Source organism: Arthrobacter sp. Z5-13, from assembly GCF_056499105.1.
The window spans coordinates 4472959-4491428 of the sequence record NZ_CP096460.1 but is presented as its reverse complement, the minus strand read 5'-3'; the positions used below and the strand labels follow the sequence as shown (position 1 = coordinate 4491428).

At 61.5% G+C, this 18470-nt stretch carries 22 protein-coding genes; 12 read left to right on the top strand and 10 right to left on the bottom strand.

What is annotated here, in order from left to right:
- Window positions 1–12: 12 nt before the first annotated feature.
- The 6 genes from nhaA (at window position 13) to M1E02_RS20970 (ending at window position 5051) form a co-directional block, all read left to right on the top strand.
- Entirely contained in the window at window positions 13–1359 is a 1347-nt protein-coding gene (nhaA, locus tag M1E02_RS20995) for a Na+/H+ antiporter NhaA (RefSeq protein WP_479376101.1), read from the top strand.
- Window positions 1360–1425: 66 nt separating this feature from the next.
- Window positions 1426–2427: a PfkB family carbohydrate kinase gene (locus tag M1E02_RS20990; RefSeq protein ID WP_479376100.1), complete on the top strand. Its 1002-nt coding sequence runs from the start codon at window positions 1426–1428 to the stop codon at window positions 2425–2427.
- A gap of 30 nt (window positions 2428–2457) precedes the next feature.
- Window positions 2458–2988, top strand: a complete 531-nt coding sequence (locus M1E02_RS20985; RefSeq protein ID WP_479376098.1) for a YbhB/YbcL family Raf kinase inhibitor-like protein — start codon at window positions 2458–2460, stop codon at window positions 2986–2988.
- 56 nt (window positions 2989–3044) lie between these two features.
- Window positions 3045–3863 carry an HAD family hydrolase gene (locus M1E02_RS20980; RefSeq protein WP_479376097.1) on the top strand — a complete coding sequence of 273 codons (819 nt, stop codon included), beginning with the start codon at window positions 3045–3047 and terminating at the stop codon, window positions 3861–3863.
- 110 nt (window positions 3864–3973) lie between these two features.
- On the top strand, window positions 3974–4219 hold the full coding sequence (locus tag M1E02_RS20975) for a hypothetical protein (protein ID WP_479376096.1): 246 nt from the start codon (window positions 3974–3976) through the stop codon (window positions 4217–4219).
- A gap of 28 nt (window positions 4220–4247) precedes the next feature.
- Complete coding sequence (locus tag M1E02_RS20970; RefSeq protein ID WP_479376095.1) at window positions 4248–5051, top strand: glycerophosphodiester phosphodiesterase family protein; 804 nt, start codon at window positions 4248–4250, stop codon at window positions 5049–5051.
- A 12-nt stretch (window positions 5052–5063) separates the two neighbouring features.
- Here the strand turns inward: M1E02_RS20970 and M1E02_RS20965 are convergent, their stop codons facing one another.
- Entirely contained in the window at window positions 5064–6626 is a 1563-nt protein-coding gene (locus M1E02_RS20965; RefSeq protein WP_479376094.1) for a putative bifunctional diguanylate cyclase/phosphodiesterase, read from the bottom strand.
- A 278-nt stretch (window positions 6627–6904) separates the two neighbouring features.
- Window positions 6905–7933 (bottom strand): hypothetical protein, encoded by a 1029-nt coding sequence (locus tag M1E02_RS20960; protein WP_479376093.1) that lies wholly within the window; start codon window positions 7931–7933, stop codon window positions 6905–6907.
- A gap of 143 nt (window positions 7934–8076) precedes the next feature.
- Between M1E02_RS20960 and M1E02_RS20955 the strand changes: the two genes are divergently transcribed.
- A complete protein-coding gene (locus M1E02_RS20955; RefSeq protein WP_479376092.1) occupies window positions 8077–8211 on the top strand; it encodes a hypothetical protein in 135 nt (44 codons plus the stop codon).
- 51 nt (window positions 8212–8262) lie between these two features.
- On the opposite strand, the gene M1E02_RS20950 is transcribed toward M1E02_RS20955, so the two are convergent.
- Entirely contained in the window at window positions 8263–9879 is a 1617-nt protein-coding gene (locus tag M1E02_RS20950) for an ATP-binding protein (protein ID WP_479376091.1), read from the bottom strand.
- 186 nt (window positions 9880–10065) lie between these two features.
- Between M1E02_RS20950 and M1E02_RS20945 the strand changes: the two genes are divergently transcribed.
- Complete coding sequence (locus M1E02_RS20945) at window positions 10066–10926, top strand: class I SAM-dependent methyltransferase (protein WP_479376090.1); 861 nt, start codon at window positions 10066–10068, stop codon at window positions 10924–10926.
- Here the strand turns inward: M1E02_RS20945 and M1E02_RS20940 are convergent.
- On the bottom strand, window positions 10923–11381 hold the full coding sequence (locus M1E02_RS20940; RefSeq protein WP_479376089.1) for a hypothetical protein: 459 nt from the start codon (window positions 11379–11381) through the stop codon (window positions 10923–10925). The two genes, M1E02_RS20945 and M1E02_RS20940, sit on opposite strands and share 4 nt — an antisense overlap.
- Before the next feature lie 80 nt (window positions 11382–11461).
- Between M1E02_RS20940 and M1E02_RS20935 the strand changes: the two genes are divergently transcribed.
- Window positions 11462–11782: a hypothetical protein gene (locus M1E02_RS20935; RefSeq protein WP_479376088.1), complete on the top strand. Its 321-nt coding sequence runs from the start codon at window positions 11462–11464 to the stop codon at window positions 11780–11782.
- A 303-nt stretch (window positions 11783–12085) separates the two neighbouring features.
- Entirely contained in the window at window positions 12086–12274 is a 189-nt protein-coding gene (locus M1E02_RS20930) for a hypothetical protein (RefSeq protein WP_479376087.1), read from the top strand.
- Between the two features lie 77 nt (window positions 12275–12351).
- On the opposite strand, the gene M1E02_RS20925 is transcribed toward M1E02_RS20930, so the two are convergent.
- From M1E02_RS20925 to M1E02_RS20915, 3 genes are all read right to left on the bottom strand, one after another.
- The gene (locus M1E02_RS20925; protein ID WP_479376086.1) at window positions 12352–12567 is read right to left on the bottom strand and encodes a hypothetical protein; all 216 of its coding nucleotides are present in this window, start codon (window positions 12565–12567) and stop codon (window positions 12352–12354) included.
- 126 nt (window positions 12568–12693) lie between these two features.
- Entirely contained in the window at window positions 12694–13629 is a 936-nt protein-coding gene (locus M1E02_RS20920) for an NAD(P)H-hydrate dehydratase (RefSeq protein WP_479376085.1), read from the bottom strand.
- Window positions 13613–14401 (bottom strand): histidine phosphatase family protein, encoded by a 789-nt coding sequence (locus M1E02_RS20915; RefSeq protein WP_479378237.1) that lies wholly within the window; start codon window positions 14399–14401, stop codon window positions 13613–13615. The genes M1E02_RS20920 and M1E02_RS20915 overlap by 17 nt, the downstream gene beginning before the upstream one ends.
- Before the next feature lie 255 nt (window positions 14402–14656).
- Between M1E02_RS20915 and M1E02_RS20910 the strand changes: the two genes are divergently transcribed.
- Entirely contained in the window at window positions 14657–14875 is a 219-nt protein-coding gene (locus tag M1E02_RS20910; protein WP_479376084.1) for a DUF6480 family protein, read from the top strand.
- Window positions 14876–14921: 46 nt separating this feature from the next.
- On the opposite strand, the gene M1E02_RS20905 is transcribed toward M1E02_RS20910, so the two are convergent.
- The 3 genes from M1E02_RS20905 to M1E02_RS20895 all read right to left on the bottom strand — a co-directional run bounded on the left by M1E02_RS20905 (window position 14922) and on the right by M1E02_RS20895 (window position 17353).
- Window positions 14922–15599 (bottom strand): ASCH domain-containing protein, encoded by a 678-nt coding sequence (locus tag M1E02_RS20905; protein WP_479376083.1) that lies wholly within the window; start codon window positions 15597–15599, stop codon window positions 14922–14924.
- Between the two features lie 85 nt (window positions 15600–15684).
- Window positions 15685–16293, bottom strand: a complete 609-nt coding sequence (locus M1E02_RS20900) for a dihydrofolate reductase family protein (RefSeq protein ID WP_479376082.1) — start codon at window positions 16291–16293, stop codon at window positions 15685–15687.
- 85 nt (window positions 16294–16378) lie between these two features.
- Entirely contained in the window at window positions 16379–17353 is a 975-nt protein-coding gene (locus M1E02_RS20895) for an EamA family transporter (protein WP_479376081.1), read from the bottom strand.
- Window positions 17354–17478: 125 nt separating this feature from the next.
- On the opposite strand from M1E02_RS20895, the gene M1E02_RS20890 reads away from it, so the two are divergent.
- Entirely contained in the window at window positions 17479–18384 is a 906-nt protein-coding gene (locus tag M1E02_RS20890; RefSeq protein WP_479376080.1) for a LysR family transcriptional regulator, read from the top strand.
- Window positions 18385–18470: the final 86 nt, after the last annotated feature.

Sequence of the window (18470 nt, the reverse complement as noted above, 5' to 3'; positions counted from 1 at the left end):
TTGAGGACCCAGATGAGCCAGAAGCCTGTACCAAATCCCCCGCGCATCACCATCTTCGGACGCGGAAGCTACGCCGAGTCTTTGCGCATCGGCGAGATCCTCCGCAAAGAAACCGTTGGCGGGGCACTCTTGGTGGCCGCTGCCATTATCGCGTTGGTCTGGGCAAACTCTCCGGCGTCAGATAGCTACTTCGCCTTGCGGGACTTCAAAATCGGCTACGAACCCTGGCACCTGGAGCTCAGTCTCGGAGCCTGGGCCGCTGACGGGCTCCTTGCCGTTTTCTTCTTCCTTGTAGGACTCGAGCTCAAACGTGAATTTGTTGCGGGAGACCTGAGGCAATTCAATAAATCGGTGGTTCCGGTGGCTGCCGCTGCGGGTGGCGTGGTGATACCGGCAGTCATTTACGCCGTAATTAACCTCGCCAGCCCTGAATCCCTTCGAGGCTGGGCCATCCCTACGGCTACGGACATTGCTTTCGCAGTCGCGGTCCTGGCCATCATCGGATCCCACCTTCCCAGCGCGCTCCGGATCTTTCTCCTGACGCTGGCCGTTGTTGATGACCTCATTGCCATCTCTATCATTGCCCTCTTCTACTCGGAGAACATCCAGCCGATGCCCCTGCTGCTCGCGCTGATCCCACTGGGCCTCTACACCCTCCTGGCCCAGAAGTACCGCCGGTTCTTCGGGACCCGTGTGTGGGCCGCGTGGCTCATCCTGCTACCGCTGGGGGTCATCGTCTGGGCGCTGGTGCACGCTTCGGGAATCCACGCCACTGTGGCCGGCGTCCTCCTTGGCTTCGCGATCCCCGTCCTGCGGTCACAGGCCAGTGGCGGTCCTGAAGCCGGCCCCGGCCTCTCGGAACTCTTTGAGCACCGTTTTCGGCCAATTTCGGCCGGCATTGCCGTGCCGATTTTTGCCTTCTTCTCCGCAGGCGTGGCCGTTGGCAGCTGGGAAGGACTCCGTTCGGCACTGGTCGATCCGGTCGCCGTCGGCATCATTGCTGCCTTGGTACTTGGTAAACCGATCGGCATTATAGGCACCACCTGGGTCCTGACTAAAACGAGCAAGGCTACGCTCGACAGCTCCTTCAAATGGATCGACGTGTTCGGAATTTCATTGCTCGCCGGGATCGGCTTTACGGTCTCCCTCCTCGTTGCGGAGCTGAGCTTCGGGCATGGAACAGTTCAGGACGATCACGCCAAGGTGGGAATCCTGGCCGCTTCCCTTCTGGCCTCGGTCCTGGCAACAGTGGTGCTGCGTGCCAGGAACCGCGTCTACCGCCTGGAAGAGGAAGAGGACAAGCTGGACGCGGACAACGACGGGATCCCTGATGTCTATGCCAAGGACACGAACTCCTGAATCACTGCTCTTTCCGGGTCGGGGGAAGGCAGCCAGAATGCGGCATTCTCTGGCAAAGTGGGGAGCATGCTCACAGTAATCGGCGAGGGCCTGGTTGACGTTGTGCAACGTCCAACGGGAATTGAAGCCCACGTAGGCGGAAGCCCGCTGAATGTGGCGGTAGGGCTGGCCCGCCTTGGCCACCCGGTTCAGTTCATCGGCCGCTACGGGCGCGATGCCTATGGTGATTCCGTTGCTGCCCACCTCCGGTCAAGCTCCGTGATGGTGCCCCAGGGCCCGGACTCGCTGCCCACCAGCGTGGCCACTGCACTGATCGACGACGACGGCGCCGCCACCTATACGTTCGACCTCGCCTGGGAACTTCCCGGCCTCATTGACCGGCTTCCCTTCATGCTGCAGGGAACCACGCTGCTGCATACCGGATCCATTGCCACCATGCTGGCGCCGGGCGCGGCGGAAGTGTTGGCCGCCGTTGAACATGCACACCCTTCCGCCACCATCGGCTTCGATCCCAACTGCCGGCCAAGCATCGTTGCGGATGTGGACTATGCGCGGCGGCAGGCCGAGAAATTCGTGTCACTCGCGGACGTCGTTAAGGCCTCTGATGAGGACCTCGAATGGCTCTACCCCGGGGCGGACATCTTCGAGTCTGCCCGCCGCTGGTTGTCCCTTGGCGGGTCCGAAGGTCCGGCCATGGTGGTAGTGACCCGCGGCCCGGCGAACCCCTGGGGAATAGCAGCTGCGGGCGAAGCCGAAGCAGTCACCCCTGTGGTTGACGTTGCAGACACAGTGGGTGCAGGGGATTCCTTCATGGCGGCGCTGCTCTCAGGAGTGGTGGACCTGGGATTGGACGGCGGGCAGAACCGAAAGGAACTGCGTGCAATGACTCCGCAGACCCTCGCCGGGCTCCTTGGTCGCGCCGCCGCTGCAGCCGCCGTAAATGTGTCCCGCGCAGGGGCAAATCCGCCCACCCGCAGCGAACTCAACCATGCCTTGGTCCTCAACGGGGAGGTCGCCCCGGAAGGAGACGTCCCCGCCGTCGGCCTCGCTGATTCAGACCGCAGCTGAACCGGATTTTTACCGAACCGAAAGGCAGCCATGACAGTACCTGATCCATTCGAAGCAACGTCCGGTATCGCAAGCTTCCAAGTAAGCAGCGAGTCCTTCCAGGACGGACAGGTTCTCCCGCAGGCCCAAACCAGCGGTGTGCTCGGAGCGGGCGGTGAGGACGAATCGCCACAGCTCAGCTGGTCAGGCGCCCCTGAGGGAACCAAAAGCTATGCACTCACAGTCTTTGATCCCGACGCGCCAGGCCCAGGGTATTGGCATTGGGCGGTTGCGAACATCCCAGCGGACATAACCTCGCTGCCAGCCGGTGCTGGATCCCGCGACAATGCTTTCCTGCCTTCGGGGGCCGTCCAGCTCCAGAACGACGCCGGTTTTTCGGGTTTTGTGGGCGCCGCGCCACCGCCGGGGCATGGGCCTCACCGGTATCTGCTGGTGGTCCACGCCCTGGGCACTGAACAGCTTGGCGTGGCTTCGAGTGATCCGGCCGCCTCGATAGTGTCCAAGCTTGCAGACCTCACCCTGGGCCGTGCACGGCTGAAGGGCATGTTCGAGCGGCGGTAGATCCAGGGAATTCCGTTGCGCGCCGCTCGTGGTGAGAGCCCACGTAGACTTGCCTCATGCGGCTCGTAGCAAGTGACATAGACGGAACCATCCTGGGACACGACGGAAAAATCAGCGACCGCACCATCCGTGCCTTCCGTGCCTGCCGGGCTGCCGGCGTCGAACTTGTCTTCGTTACGGGAAGACCCCCGCGTTGGCTGCATCCGCTGGAGGACCAGCTGGGCCACACCGGGAGGGTCATCTGTTCCAACGGTGCGGTCGTTTGGGATCTGGAAGAAGACCGGTTGGTTTCAGCCCGGACCTTGGACCTCAAAGCGGTGTTCGAGTTGCGGCGGATCATCAAGGAATTGCGGCCCTCGGCGCTCTTCGCGGCGGAAACCCTCACCAGTTTCCACCTGGAGCCGGGGTTCATCGAGAACGATTCCAGTGAACTCCTTGCCCAGTTCACTCCTGCCCCCTTGCACACAACGCTGTCAGCAGATGACGCCGTGGTGAAGTTCCTCGCCGTCGTCCGTGAAGGAACAGCCGATGAGTTCCTGGCCGAGGTAGCGCCTGCGGTGGGACACCTGGCGTCGGTGACCCATTCGGCACCCACTGTGGCCATGTTGGAGATCGCCTTTCCCGGCATCAACAAGGCCGTTACCCTCGCTGAATATGCGGATTCTTTGGGGATAGACGCAGCAGATGTTGTTGCCTTCGGAGATATGCCCAATGACATCGAGATGCTTCGCTGGGCAGGCGACGGCTATGCCATGGCAAGCGGGCACCCTGCCGCAATCCGGGCGGCAGGTCAGCAGGCACCGCACTTTGATGACGACGGCGTGGCCCAGATCCTCGAGGCCAAGTTGCAGAAATTTGGTGTGAGACTTTCCTAGGCGGTCCTTAACTGTCCACCTCGTTCCCAGCCAACGGTCAACCAACGTTCATTTTGGCGCCCTACTCTTCCAATTGCAGAGGATCACTCTAAGAAGAGGACGGGAAGAAAATGTCCAGGTACCGCAGTAACAGGGTTGAAGACCAGCCGTTGCGCCACGTGGAACCGGACGTGCGCTGGAAGGCCCTCCGCCAGGGGGATCGTGTCCTTGTCCGCAGCGCGCCGGGTTTTGAGACGGGTGGCTTCGTTGACGCGGTCAGCCGGGATCACACCACCATATGGGTGGACCTCGACGGCGGCCGCGGCCGCACGCTGGTGCACTGCAGCGACGGCGTGGAGATTCTTCCCACCAGCTAAGGGCACGCCTTCGCGTTACGCTTCAGGAATGAGTGAGCCGCCTCCTTTCCTGGCGTCATTGAATGATGCGGACGCGCCCGTGCCTATAGCCATGGCCCACAGAGGTTTTTCCCTTGAAGGGCTCGAAAATTCCATGGTTGCATTCCGCGCCGCCGTGGACCTTGGCTACCGCTATCTGGAGACGGACGTTCACACCACGGCCGACGGCGTACTGTTCCTCTTTCACGACGATCACCTTGACCGCATCACTGACGGTGAAGGCCGCATTTCCCGCCTAAGCGCTGCGGAGGTGGCTGCCGCGAAGATCGGTGGAGTGGAGGCCATCCCTCTTTTTGACGAGCTGGTGGATGAGTTTCCTGATGTCAGGCTGAACCTGGACGTTAAGGACTGGAACTCGGTACGCAGCCTCGCCGCCGCCATCGAGCGCCACGGGGCGCACGACCGGGTACTGGTTACCAGCTTCTCGGACCTGCGGCGGAGGGCTGTGCTCAGACTCCTCAGTAAACCTGTGGCAGCATCGGCCGGAACGGTGACCAGCGCCATGTTCGTTCTGCTGGGCCGCTTCCTTCCAGCATGGCTGCTCGGACGCATCATGCGGGGAATCCATGCCCTTCAGGTACCTGTCCGCCGAGGCAGGGTACCGGTGGTGACTCCCGCGCTTGTCCGGAGGGCGCACCGGCACGGATTGCAGGTTCACGTCTGGACCATCAACGATGCAGCTGAAATGAACAGGCTGTTGGACCTTGGCGTGGACGGGATCGTAACGGACCGGGCGGACCTGCTGAAGCGTGTGCTGCAGGAACGGGGGGCGTGGCACGGGCCTTCCCGCTAGGCCGGGCGCCGGTCAGCTCGGGTGCAAACCGGCCGAGTGATTCCACGGCGCATGGTCCACCTGCAGCAACCGGGCCATGTCCAGGGCCGCGAGCGGGCGGCTGTAGTAGTAACCCTGGGCGCTGATGCAGCCGATACTGCGCAGGTATTCGGCCTGTTCAGCTGTTTCCACCCCTTCCCAAACAGCTTCCAGGCCACATGCCCGGATCAGCTGCAGGACTGCTGCGATCAGCGCAGGCTGATCCGGGTCGGTGCCCAATTCCATAAGGATTGAACGGTCAACTTTCACCCGGTCAACAGGAAGCCGGCGAAGGTAGCTGATGGAGGAGTAGCCGGTGCCAAAATCATCAATCTCCAGACCAACACCCAGCTTGCGGAGGCTGTTAAGGGAGTATCTGTCCAGCTCGTTCCCCATGATGATGGCCTGCTCCGTCAGCTCGAGGACCAGCAGGTCAGGACTGAGATCGGCGCGGGTGAGGATATCCCTCACTTCTTCAATAAACTCCAGGCGCTGGAGGTCAGTGGCTGCGATGTTTACGCGCATGGACATTTCAGGAGGCGCGATTCCATCTTCGCGCCAATGACGCAATTGCTCTATGGCGGTCCGGAGGACCCAGATACCCAGCTCGGACATCAGGCCTGCATCCTCAGCAATCGGTAGGAACTCGTCCGGCATCACCATGCCGCGCTCCGGGTGGTTCCAGCGGACCAGCGCCTCAACGCCCTCGATCCTCCCGCTGGCAAGCTCCACGATGGGCTGATAGAAGAGCACCAACTCAGAGTCCGCTATGGCGCCCCGCAGATCCTCCGCCAGCTGGCTCCTTAGCTGGCGGGCGTGGAGCATGGATGGCTCGAAGATTTTGAGCCTGCTCCGGCCCTCTGCCTTCGAGGCGTACATGGCGATATCAGCCTCCACCATCAGCTGCTCGGCAGTTTCCCCCGGTTCGCTGATCCGCAGGCCCATGCTTGCTCCGCAGTGGATGGTGTCGTTGTCAATCTCGATAGGCTCGCTAAGCGCCTGAAGGATCCTGGTGCCCACACCTGCAGCACGCGTTGCGGAGGTAGCTGGCATCATGACCGCAAACTCGTCTCCACCCAAACGAGCCACCACATCTGTTTCGCGGACGGCGCGCCGGATCCTGTCCCCCACCATGGCAAGCACCCGGTCTCCGGCAGCGTGGCCGCGCGTGTCGTTAATGCTTTTGAAGGCATCAAGATCCAGAAGCACGACGGCGGGCGGCTGGCCGTCTTCTGTTGCGGCGGAGTCAGCCTGTGCCTGGGTAAGGGCGGCCACAAACGCGCTGCGGTTAGCCAGGCCAGTCAACGAATCGGTGAGGGCCATGGCACGCATTTCTTCATGCGCCGCGTGCAGTAGTTGCGTACGGGATTCGACCCGTTGCTCGAGCTCCTGATAAATAATCTCGAGGTCCTCGGCCAGGAGGTTAGTCCCCATGATGATGGCATCAAGCTCATCTCTCGCAGGGGACACTTCTATCCTGGAATGCAGCTCGCCGGCAGCCAGCCGGACGATGCCGTCAAGCAACTGTCCCAGGCGGGGATCGTCTTCAGCGAACATCTCGCACGCCCATCAACGGAAGGGTGACTCGAACGGCGTCATTCACGGTGAACGGGAGGGTGCCCGGCGCTACCTGAAACGTTAGTGACTCTGACATGAACCCCCGCTTGCACTAGGGGAGAGGCATCCGCCCTCCCGACTCTATCCCCGGTTGCGGGACGGAGTTTTGTCCCTAAAATACCGCCCCTGCGGCGGTAAAGCATCCCTCCGCCAATAACTGGACTAATTGTGCAGTTGCTTGGAAAACCAGCACCGAGACTGCCTATTCCATGCGAGGACTATTCTACTGTGCCTGCAAAAGCCCGGACTTCCTCGCTTCGCTCGGTAGCGGCAGCAGCTTCGAATAGCACTTGTGCAGTGTTCAACTGTTCCCGGGCGTCTGATAAATCGCCGTTGGCAACCAAAGCCTTGCCTAACAGGAAACGTGCTTCTCCTGCTGTTTGAGCAGGCAGGATTTCCGATCGTGCACATACAGATTTCAGCAGGGAAAGCGCGTTTTCCACGTCTCCCGTCAGGAAATACCAGTACGCCCGAACAAAAGACATTTCCAACTGGTCGCGTTCACTTCCGCCAACAATGTCCGTGGCCAGTTCGGCCCGCTCAATACACCGGAGCGTTGCTGGATCGGTCAGGTTGGCTTCGAGTCGCATCACTGCCGAGGCCCTATTGAAATGCGCCCATAAATCGACGTCCTTCGAACGTGACAGTTGCTCAGCGGCCATATCGTGGTACCGCCCGCCGTCTTCAATCCGTTTACTGAGGAAAGCCACATTGCCGATGACCCAGTAAGCCTTCCCCGCTGTGTCCTCATCCACTAGATCCGTCACCAGCGTCTCCAGCACCAGGGATTCCCGCCAAGCCTCGTCAACTCTGCGGCTCTCGGCGAGGGCAGCGATAAGCGCCCGTTGAGCCTGAATCTGCAGGTCCACCTGCTCCTCATCCCTGGACACAAGTTCGCCGGCTCGGGCGGCATTTGCGGCAGCCTCGGCGAGATGTCCCAGCCCTTGGTGAGCCGTGGACAGCATGATGTGTGTGCGTGCGGCAAGCTCCGGTTTGGCGGCGGAGAGCGGATGTTCGGCCAGTTGCCGGGCAAGTTCGAGGCAGTCCCAGAGCGATTCAAGGTCCCGCTGGCATTCGGCCTGCAGGTAGGTCATGTTCCACCAGCCGGCCTGATCGCCGGCTTCAAGGGACTGCCGCGCAGCTTCCCTGGCCAGTTCCAAAGCGGCCTGGAAGTCGCGGTTTTTGAAGCTCTCACGGGCCTGCAGATCGGCAAGGACGTAGGGCGACAGTTTTTCGGGCTTGGCCATTCCCCAATTATCCATGGTGAGGGGGAACCTGCGGGTTCCCTGCCTTAAAACTTAGGAATTCAGCCGAGTGAATATTGATTATTGGGCGCTATAATAGCGTCCGTAATGATTTACTGCACCTAATTGATAAAAAGGATCACAGGATGAAAAAGATTGCTGCTACATTCTTGCTCACCGGCATCCTTGCTGTGGCGGGATTTGCTGCCCCCGCCACAGCAGCGTCGGATAAAAACACGAAGCCCTCTTTGGAACAGACTTCCGGATGGTGGCCGAAGTAAAGCCTATTCACCATAACTGCCTCTGGACTAGTAATCCAGAGGCAGTTTTGCTTAAGGTCCCGCTAGTGGAAGTCGAACTTCGATAGTGGTTCCTTCGCCCAATTTGGAACGAACGTCCATGGTTCCTTTATGGCGTTCGACGATGTCGTGGGCAATAGCAAGGCCCAGGCCGCTGCCGGGTACAGCGCCGGAAGTGGCGTTCGAGGCACGGTAGAAACGTGTGAACAAATGCGGGATTTCGTCGTCCGGAACACCTACTCCGGTGTCCGTCACATGGACGACCACGCACGGCTCCCCGTCGTCGTCCTCACTGTAAGTATTTCCGACGGCGATCTTACCCCCTCGGGGTGTGAACTTGATGGCATTGGATACCAGATTGGTGAAGACCTGTTCCAGCTGCACTTCGTCAGCCATGACGTCCGGGTCCCGCCGGTCAAGGTCCAGGGAGATATCGACCTGCCGCTGCTCTGCCAGGGGCCGGAGAGCAGCAGTGATGATCCGCAGCGTGTGGCCCACCCGGGACGGTGCCAGGTGGAGTCCGGTGGCTTCATAGTCCGGTTTGGAAACAGCCAGCATGTCCTCGATGAGCCGCCGTAGACGTTCGGAGTTTCGGACGATGATATCCAGCATCCTGTTGACTTCATGGGGGAGTTTTCCGCCTGATCCATCCCTGATCATGTCGAGGTACGCGGTGATAGAGGTCAGTGGCGTTCTTAGCTCGTGGTTCACGGTGGCAAGAAAATCCGTTTTGGCCTGATCCAGTTGCTGCAGTTGCCGGAGGACCTGTTGTTGGCCGCTGATGAGGTGTCCCTGGATCAGGCCGTAGGCAACGTTTCCTGCCACGTGCTGGATCATGGAGATCTCGGTCCGTGACCAGAAACGCGGCGAGTCCAGCTGGGTGATCCAGATAAGGCCCAGCGATGAGTTTCCTTCGCCGACCGGAATCAGTGCTGAAGTCCGGGGATTCATCCCGCTCATCCAGTCACGCAGCTCCAGGTCATCCGCAGCCCACTCATGGGTTCTGTGATCATCGACTATCAGGACGTCACCTTCAGCCCAAAGGCGGTCTGCCAGGCGGTGGGCCGCGCACTCGGCTCCCTCCAGGCCCTCGGTGAGCGGCGGCAGGTCTCTGCGCTTCCACTCGGCGGTGATCCGGGGAACCCGCTGGTCTTCGAAAGTGGTGAAAAGTACGCGGTCCGCCTCGAAGGTCTTGCCGAAGCCGTTGACAACGTGATCGGCAATCACGCGTGGATCATTGGTGGTCCTGATGGCTGCGGAAACATCCCGGAGCCGTTCGCGGAGCCGTTCAGCATAGTTGCGGACCTCTGACCTTGCCGCGACGCTGCGGATGATGGAATCCGCCCTGAACACAAGCTCTTCGGGAGATGGAGGCTTGACGATGAAGTCCGCTACGCCATGCCAGTTCCCAGGTGCAGTTTTCAGTCCATCTGCCAGATCGACGAGGAGGAGGATGGGCGCTGTTGTTGTGGCTTCTGCGAAGGACTGGTCCAAAACCACGATGCTCGCATCCGGCTGGTCGGCCAGCAACTTTGCCAGTGCCTGATGGTCGGAAGCGCTCGCAACGGCATATCCGGCGCTGCTCAGCACTGCTCCGACGGAGGCAAGCCTTCCGGCATCGTGGTCGGCAATGATGGCAGTGCGTGGCATGGGCAATTTCTCCGATGATTGTCTTACCACCCGTGCCCCCTCCGGTTCTGGTTCAGTTCATTGTAGGGCGACAGCAGCCGCCAAAAGGTGAATTGGTCACTTCTAACGGGAATGGCCGGGAGCGCCGCGCCGTCCACGGCGCTCAACAAACCGACCCGGACCAGCAGAAACATCTATATTTGGACCATGCTCTCCGCGCTGAAAAAGTACCTGCTGGTTCCCAAGCTTGTATGGCTGTCTGCTGGTGCTCCCAGAGAGCGCAGCGTTGCCTGGGACCGTTACTGGGCCCGCGTGAAAGCCACCGGTGCCCACGGTGAAGTCCTTTGGGACTCTGGTGGAGACCATGAACTTCTTGATTATGCAGGAAGTCTGAAACAGCACCTTGATCCCGAGTTGCCTGTTTTGGACATTGGCTGTGGAAACGGTACTTTTACGCGCTGGCTCGCAGCAAACTTTCCGGCCGCCGTAGGTGTGGACATTTCCTCCCATGCCGTGGAACGGGCGCGGAGCGAGTCCGCGGGAATCACCAATGTCTCGTTTCTGACGATGGATATGACCCGCCCCCGAGCGGGGAGTATGGTGGCCGGCGAGGCATACGCGGGAAGTTCCGGACCGCATAATTCCGAACTGCACAATCCCGCATCGCACCATGCCGACCTGCCCGACGTTAATGTCTTCCTGCGCGGCGTGCTCCACGTTCTGAACGAGGCGGATCAGGCTGCCCTCGCCGGCAATATCAAGGAGCTTGTTGGCATCCGGGGCCGCGTGTTCCTGGCCGAGACAGACTTCCAAGGCAATGCCGTGGAATACGTTTCGTATCTTGGTGCAACGCTCCGGTCGATTCCGGCGCCACTGGAAAGCGCCATACGGCGCTTGCCGATGCCGGGCCATTTCGGCGCGCCCGAGCGGCGGCGGACCTTCCCCGATTCCGAGTGGGAAGTGCTGGAGGAAGGCGCCACATTCATTGAGACAGTCCCCATGAAGGATGCGTCCACGCCTGAGCTTATTCCGGGCTACTACGCGGCGCTCCGGGCCAAACAGGGCTAGCCCCGCCCCATGCTGGACGTTGGGTCTCCGTCAGCCTCGGAGGGGTCTGCGCGAAGTTCCTCCGGATCCGGATCGGGTAGTCCGGCCGGACCGCTCGGTGCCTCTGGATTGCCTAAGGGAGGGCTGTCATCCGGGAGGGTTTCCGGTGGTTCCGGAGGCGTGCCGGGAGGCGGCTGGTCCGGGGTCCCGGGGAAACTGCTGCCTGCCCCGGATTGGCGAGATCCGGATTGCCCCTGTTCGGCAAAACCGCCGGCAGACATGCCCTGGCGTTGAGGGTAGTCGTCCGCCTCGTCATCCATGGCGTTGGCCCCCTCGCTGATGGAGGAGTGGACCTGAATGTCGTCGTCTCGCTGGCCTGGCTCAGGAACATGGGCATCGTCGACGGGATCGGCCGTGCCCCCCAAGTCCTTCATGGCGTTCTCCGCGGCCTTTTTGATGTTGTCTCCGATGCCCATCACCAACTCCTCACCTGAGGTCCTCCCGGCCGATAGTTATCCGGCTGAGTGATTCGGTCTGTGCTTCCAGATTTATCAGCATGCTTACGATTAGTCCAGAGTTCCATGCCCGTTTCGACGGTTCCCTGCCTGATCGACGCTGCGGAACGTCGAGTGGGCAGGGAACCATCGAAACGGAGCACCGAGGCGGCGACGGCGTCTGTGAGGAAGCCGGACAAGGTATCAGGACCGAGGAAGCGCAGGGTGGTGCGGGGATGGTCAGGATTCCACCTTTAGGCGGCTGCATCAGGGTCAAGGCCCGGCAGCCGTCCCTGATGGCCCAATCCCCGAGCCCTATGGAGCATCCCTCCGGTGCCGCATCCGACGTCGAGGACGGACGGCGCCGCCATTGCCAGGGATAGATAGAAATCATCGCTGGGCCCCCAGGGATTGAGCACGTTGTAGAGCTCAGCCGCCTGGGCGTCAGAATAAAGGACTAGGGTGGTCATTCCTGCAGCCTAGCTGCCGTTGGCAGCCACGAGACTGCCCTCCAATTAAGGGCCGGCGGCAGCTGGGAAGGCACCCCGCTCACCGGGGCTCTGTATTGCCGTCGGCCCCGCTTCAATTCTAGAAGAGAATCGGCATTTTGCGTCCCTGCTGCGGACGCTGGGGTCGAGTCCGGAAGCTTCCTCGACAGGATGCAGCCAGCGGCCTACCGTGGGGCTATGAGTGATATTCCAGCCGATGACACCCCCGGGCTCGATAAGGACGCGGCGACCGATAGGAAGGCAGGGAAGTTCTTGCCTCCCGACGCTCTTTCACCGATACTTGATCCCGATTTTGTGCCCGACGACGACCCCACACCGCCAGAGGAAAAGAGGGCGCGCAAACATCCCGAGGAGACAGGAAGCTGACCCGCAGCCATCTTCAGCGGGCCACACACCGGCCCCTAAGGCACTAGCCGGCCCCTAAGGAACTAACTATCAGGACGTCAGTGGCCCCGGTGGAGCATGTTGGTCCAGCGGCCTGCCTTGTGTGTCCGGCCCGTGCCTGCCCGATAGCCTGAACGGCCGCGGTACTTGGTCCCACGCGTGCTGAACGGGCCTGCCGCCTTTGCGTTCATGCGGGTCTCACGCTCGGACTTGTTGGGCTCCAGATCGATTCGCCTCATGATCTTTTTCATGAACCGATCGAGAAGAGTTGCCATGGCGGAACCTCCATATCTGAACTGTTTTCCCAGCTATGTTCCAGTGTGGCACCAGGCGAAAGACAGGATCAAGGCCTCGGAGGAATGGGTCCGCGGGACGGGCAACTATTCCCTTTTGGTAGCGGGTCAGGTGCCGAGTTCCATCATCAGTGGGGGCAGCTCATCTGCGAGTTCCCGGGCCAGATAACCCAGGCTTCCCAACCGGCTGGCGAGCCGGTCTCCCGCCGCCGCATGGAGGTGGGTGCCCCAGCAAGCGGCCTGGGCCACGGTGGTTCCGCGGGCCTTCAAGCCTGCGATGGCCCCGGCCAGCACGTCACCACTGCCTGAGGTGCCCAGGCCACCGTAGCCAGTGGTGATCTCCCAGAGTCCGGCTTCTGGATCGGCAATAACCCCTTGGCAAGTGACCACGGCCTGAAACTTTGAGGCAAGCTCAGCTACGTCGGAGATCAGGTCTTTCACATCACGGCCCAGGAGAATTCCGGCCTCTTTAGTGTTCGGCGTCAGGATCAGGCGCCCTGCCCAAGAATGCAGCTCATCCACCATCGGCGGAAGGCAACCCAGGGCGTAGGCATCCAGGATAATAGTGGGAGGGGAGGCGTCGTCGCCGCCGGACGCATCGCCGTCGTCCTCTTCAGGACCGTTCACCTCAGTTTCAAGCCGAAGCAGTTCCCTTAGGAGCCCGGCGGCTTCTTCTTCGTTATCAAGGCCAGGACCTACCAACACCGCAGTAGCCTTCTGCAGGGTTCCTGCCAAGGCGCCTACACCGTCCCCACGAACGGAACCAGCAGGTGTCTCGGCCAGCCCAACCACACCTGATTCGGGCAAGGCGATGGCCAGGTGGATTGCCGCCGATTCCCCTACACCGAGGGTGAGCCGCCCCGCTCCCGCTCGCAAAGCGGCAAGACCCGCAAGCAGCGCCGCCCCAGGCGTTTTGCGAGCCCCGCCGATCACCAGGACCGAGCCTCGGTCCTCTTTGCTGGAACCGCCGCCCGGGAGAGGCCAATTGCGCAAAAGGGTTGGCGTCACCAGTTCGGGACGCGGACTTTCAGAGGGGGTGGACATTGGTATCTCCGGCATGTTCTGTCACGGCCACGCCACCGCTCACCAGATGATCCGCGACGTTGAAACTCTCTAAAGTCCAGGGGCCAAAACCTTCGGGGCGTATGAACCGCGTCAAGGAAGCATTCAGGACAGACGATGTGGCAGCGATATCCAGGATCTCCCGTTCCGACAGGCCTTCCAGGATGTAGCGGAACAGGAAGATCACGGCGTCGTGGCAGACGAGCATGACGCGGCCGCCACTGTGCTGGCGGTCCAGGTCGGCGAGGAGAGACCGCAGCCGGAGTGCGACGTCGGCCCAGGACTCGCCTCCGGGGGGCCTGTAGTAGAACTTTCCAAGCCACCGGCGCCGCGCAGCTTCCTCCGGAAGGCGGGCCTCCACGCCGGCTGAGGTCAGCATGTCCAGGATGCCCAGTTCCCGGTCACGTAAACGTTCGTCGGCGAGCACGGGCGCTCGCCAGCCACCGCTGCGGACCGCCAGATCCGCCGTCTGCCGTGCTCTGGCGTAAGGCGAGGACCAGACGGACGTGGCCTGTTGCTCTTGGGGGAACCCGGCCAGCATACGCCCCAGGGCCAAAGACTGCTCGCGTCCTGTGGCGGAAAGCTCGACGTCGGCGTCCCGGGCCGGCACGTCAATCACGTGCGCGCCCTGTTCACGGGCTACCGTTGCGGCTACGTTTCCCTGGCTCTCACCGTGGCGGACCAGCATGAGCTCGACGGCGCCCGGCACGGCAAGGGGCTCTTGGACTGGGCGGCCAGTCCGGGATTCGTGCATCGCTACCCCCATGATCCGGGCCTCAGCGGCCGGTGTCGCCGCCCCTTCCGGGACAACGGTTCAGGAAGGCCCACGTTACTACGGCCTCCTCCCGTGCGTCTCGTCTTCGATTCGGCGTGTGGTCATCGTGAGGGAAGCTTGTGGTGGCTCGTTGCCTTGTGATGCTCCTGCTGTTGTGGTGGCCTGTTATTGGGGGCTAGGCTGGCAGCCCACCAACCCGTAACGCTTGACGAGTTCCGCAGAGGATGGCATCCAGTGAGTACGTACCACCCCGAAAATGATCCGGCTAATCCCGACCGCCCCGGGCGGAAACCTTCCGATCCCAGCCCGGACCGCGATGATCCAGGAGCCTCGGCCAACCCCGATCCCGCCAACGGAAACATCACAGGCCTTGAACCCGGCGGAGGAGTGCCACCGGGGGAGACTCCGCCCGCCGAAGACCAGATGAGCTCCGACCAGGGTCACGACGAATAACTGCCAACCATGTAGGTGTTCGCCAGGTATTCAGGAGCCGAGATGCTCAGGAGCCAGCGACGCGAAATGTAGCACGCAACAGCTCTGCATTTTCAGGCATCGAAGGGTAGTGCGCTTGCAGTCCCGCGGCGTGCTCGGCATCAAGATTCTGCAACCACATTGGCTCGACGGACAGGATCTCGCCCTCGACATAAGCAAAATTCGGATGGTCCTCGAAGACGAAGGTGGCTGGTCCCACGGAGATGGTTTCATCCCAGCGGATTGTGGTGGTCTTCCCGCCTGACATCACGGCGTCGTGATACCGCTTATTGAACCTGACGATGCGTCGACCGTCGGCATCCGGGTAAAAGTAGGTGTCCGGTAGAAGCTTCCGGATAGGCCGAACAAGCGGGCCCTTCTCTGAGGGCACGGCGACCAAAATGTCGGGATGATGATCAAGCAGCACCTGCCGGCAGCGACCGCATGGGGGGATGAGACCCCGCCCCCTGTCGCCGGCAGCGGCGATAGTCAGAAGCTGCTTCGCCCCGGCAGTTGCCGCAACTCCAAGGACAACGAGTTCGGCGCACGGGCCACCGTTGAAGTGGTACACATTCACTGCTTGGTGAATGTTCCCGTCTATGTCCATTGCCGCTGCTGCCACCGTGTGATTGTCATTGGCCCCGAGGGTGCGTGCCAGGGCTTCTGCGGTATCAATTACGCGGCGCTCGGCTTCAAATGGTTTCACAAGCGACCACGGTAACAGGCGTGTCAGGAACCATTCACTGTCACTAGCAATCTTGAGCAGCCCGCACTCAGGGCCGGGACAGCGCTCAGTTCTTCCGGGGTTTGAGTACCAGATGAGTCGCCGCCGGTGTCTGGACAGAGCGGACGACGTCGAACGCGGTCACCTTCCCAGGTCCGGTACCGGGGTTCTTTGCGGTAAAAAGCGGAACGCCGGAGCCGATGAGGACTGGTGCGATATGAATCCGCACCTCGTCCAACAGACCCGATGCGATGTACTGGGCGGCAAGAGTCCCTCCGCCCATTATCTGCACGGGGCGGCCGTCCGAAGCATCCTTCGCCGCGGCCAGGGCATCCTCCAGTCCTGAAATGAATGTATAGGGGACTCCGTCCCAGTCCAACGGTTCCCGCTTCTCGTGGGTCACGACGAACATCGGGACCGGCCATGCGGGTCCGTCCCGGGCCTTGCCGTCGTAGCAAACATTGAACGTGTTGCGCCCCATGATCACCGAGCCGCGGTCCATGATGTCCCGGGCAAACACCTCGTCCGCCGCGGTTTTGCGGCCGAACATCCAATCGTGGATCTCCGCCGGATCCTGGTCATGGGTGGCGACGAAGCCATCCAGGGAGATACCTATGTCCAAAATGGCCGGGACGTCTTTCCGACCGCGGGTTGGTTCCGAGGGGGTGGTGTCCATTTCGGTTCCTTTGGTTGAAGTCAGGCCTTTAAACCGCAAGAAGGATCTGCTGCAAACCATACCCTCCTCTGGTTTTGGCTTGGCGTCAGCGGCTCGCTTGCTCCGCACCGGTGGTCGTTCCGGCCGGAACCGGCGTTGGAACTTCCTTTGGTCCGGCCTGCTGTTGAGCGTCCTGCTTTGGCTTGGGCAGTCCGCCGCCTCTGGTGAGAACCGCCGTCGCAACTCCTCCCAGCAGTAGCAGGCCTCCGGCGAGTTCCGTCACTGACGGCACCTCCTGCAGAGCCAGCCATGCAGCACTCATCCCAACCACTGGCACAAGCAGGGTGAAAGGAACCACGGCCGACGGCGGGTATCTGGCGAGCAGCCAGTTCCAGATTCCGTAACCCACCAATGAAGCGAAAACCGCCGTGTAAACCGCACTCAGCACAGTTCCGGCCTGGAGGTCCAGCATCGTAGCGGCGATGGCATCCGGACCATCGATCACCAGCGAAAGCGCAATAAGGGGAAGGGGGACCACAGCACCGGACCAGACCACCAGGCCCAGCCCGGAAGCCGACTTGGCCTTGCGGGCGATCACGTTGCCGGCGGCCCAGGAAAGTGCCGCACCCAGCACAATGATGAAGGGAAGCAGCGGCGCGACAGAGCTGCGGCCAACTGCCACAATCGCCAAGCCCGCAACGCCGAGCACAACCCCGGCCAATTGACGGCGGTTTGGCCGCTCGCCGAGGAACAGGGCGGCCAGCAGCACCGTCAGAAGTACCTGTGCCTGCAGGACAAGGGAAGCCAACCCGGCTGGCATCCCCAGTGCCATGGACAGGTACAGCAGTCCGAACTGGCCTGCGCTCATGAAGAGTCCGACGCCGATAATTGCCGCCCAGCTAACGTCCGGCTTGCGAATGAAAAAAATCCAGGGGAAGACGACCAGGAGAAACCGCATCGCGACGAACAACAGTGGCGGAACATCCCGGCCGTTCGCATGAAGACCCAGATCGATGGCGACGAAGTTCAGCCCCCATAGAACGGCGACGAGGGCCGCAAGCAGAGAATGGCGGGTGGTCATGTTCCTCACTTCTGAAATGGAGTGTTTCTGCCGGCAAATTGGCGAACCTCCTGTTCCTAACTTTCGCAGGGCAAAGGATGAAGGACAAGCGTTGATTCATGCCTGATACCGTGTAGATTTGCTTCATGATTGACATCGGATCTCTTCAGGCGCTAGCGGCTGTGGAGCAACACGGTTCCGTGATCGCAGCCTCGGAGGTGATGGGATTCAGCCCATCAGCCGTATCCCAGCAGATAAAGAAGCTGGAGAAGCAGACCGGGTTCTCGGTGCTTGAGCGGCGCGGGCGCGGCGTGCTGCTGACGGAGCGTGGCCTGACCCTGGCTGCGTATGGGCGGCGCATTCTCTCCGAGCTGGAAGAGTTGCAGTCCACGCTGCTCAGCGATCCGACCAAACCGTATGGCCGACTGAGAGTGGTGGCCTTCTCCACAGCTTGCCGGGGCCTCATAGGGCCGATGCTGGGCATGCTTTCCTCCTCCGGAACGGATCTGGACGTCAGTGTGCTGGCCGAAGATCCGCGCGAAGCGGTGGCCCGTGTAGCCGGCGGAGAAGCTGACCTTGGCATTGTCCACGACTGGAACTCTGTACCGCTGGTGATCCCCGAACACCTGGAGCTCGAATGGTTGTGTGAGGACATCGCGGACCTTCTGGTTCACCGCAGCCATCCTTTGGGCGGGCGGAGCCAGGTGGAAGCGGCCGACCTGGTGGACGAGCGCTGGATCAGCACCCCGAATGGCGCCATCTGCAACGAGGCCTTGCTCAGGATTTTTGCGGATCTTGGGCGCGTCCCGGATATCCAGGTCTACGATCCGGATTTCTCAACCCACATTGCGCTAGTGGAGCAGAAGGTTGTGGTGGCACTCGTTCCCCGTCTGGGCAGGCCTGCCCTGCCTGCAGACGTTGTGGCTGTTCCGGTAGTCAAGCCTGTACCGGGACGCCGCGTTGGCATGGTGTACCGGAAGACCATGACCGCCAGCCCCGGGATCCAGCACCTTGCCGGACTGTTGAGGGGGATCGCCCCGGCAGCAGGCTGACCGATTCAGTCGCGTCTGACGCACCGGAGCACCTTCCCCTTTCTCCGAGGACACGCTTCAATGAGATACAGGCGCCGAGCAAAGGA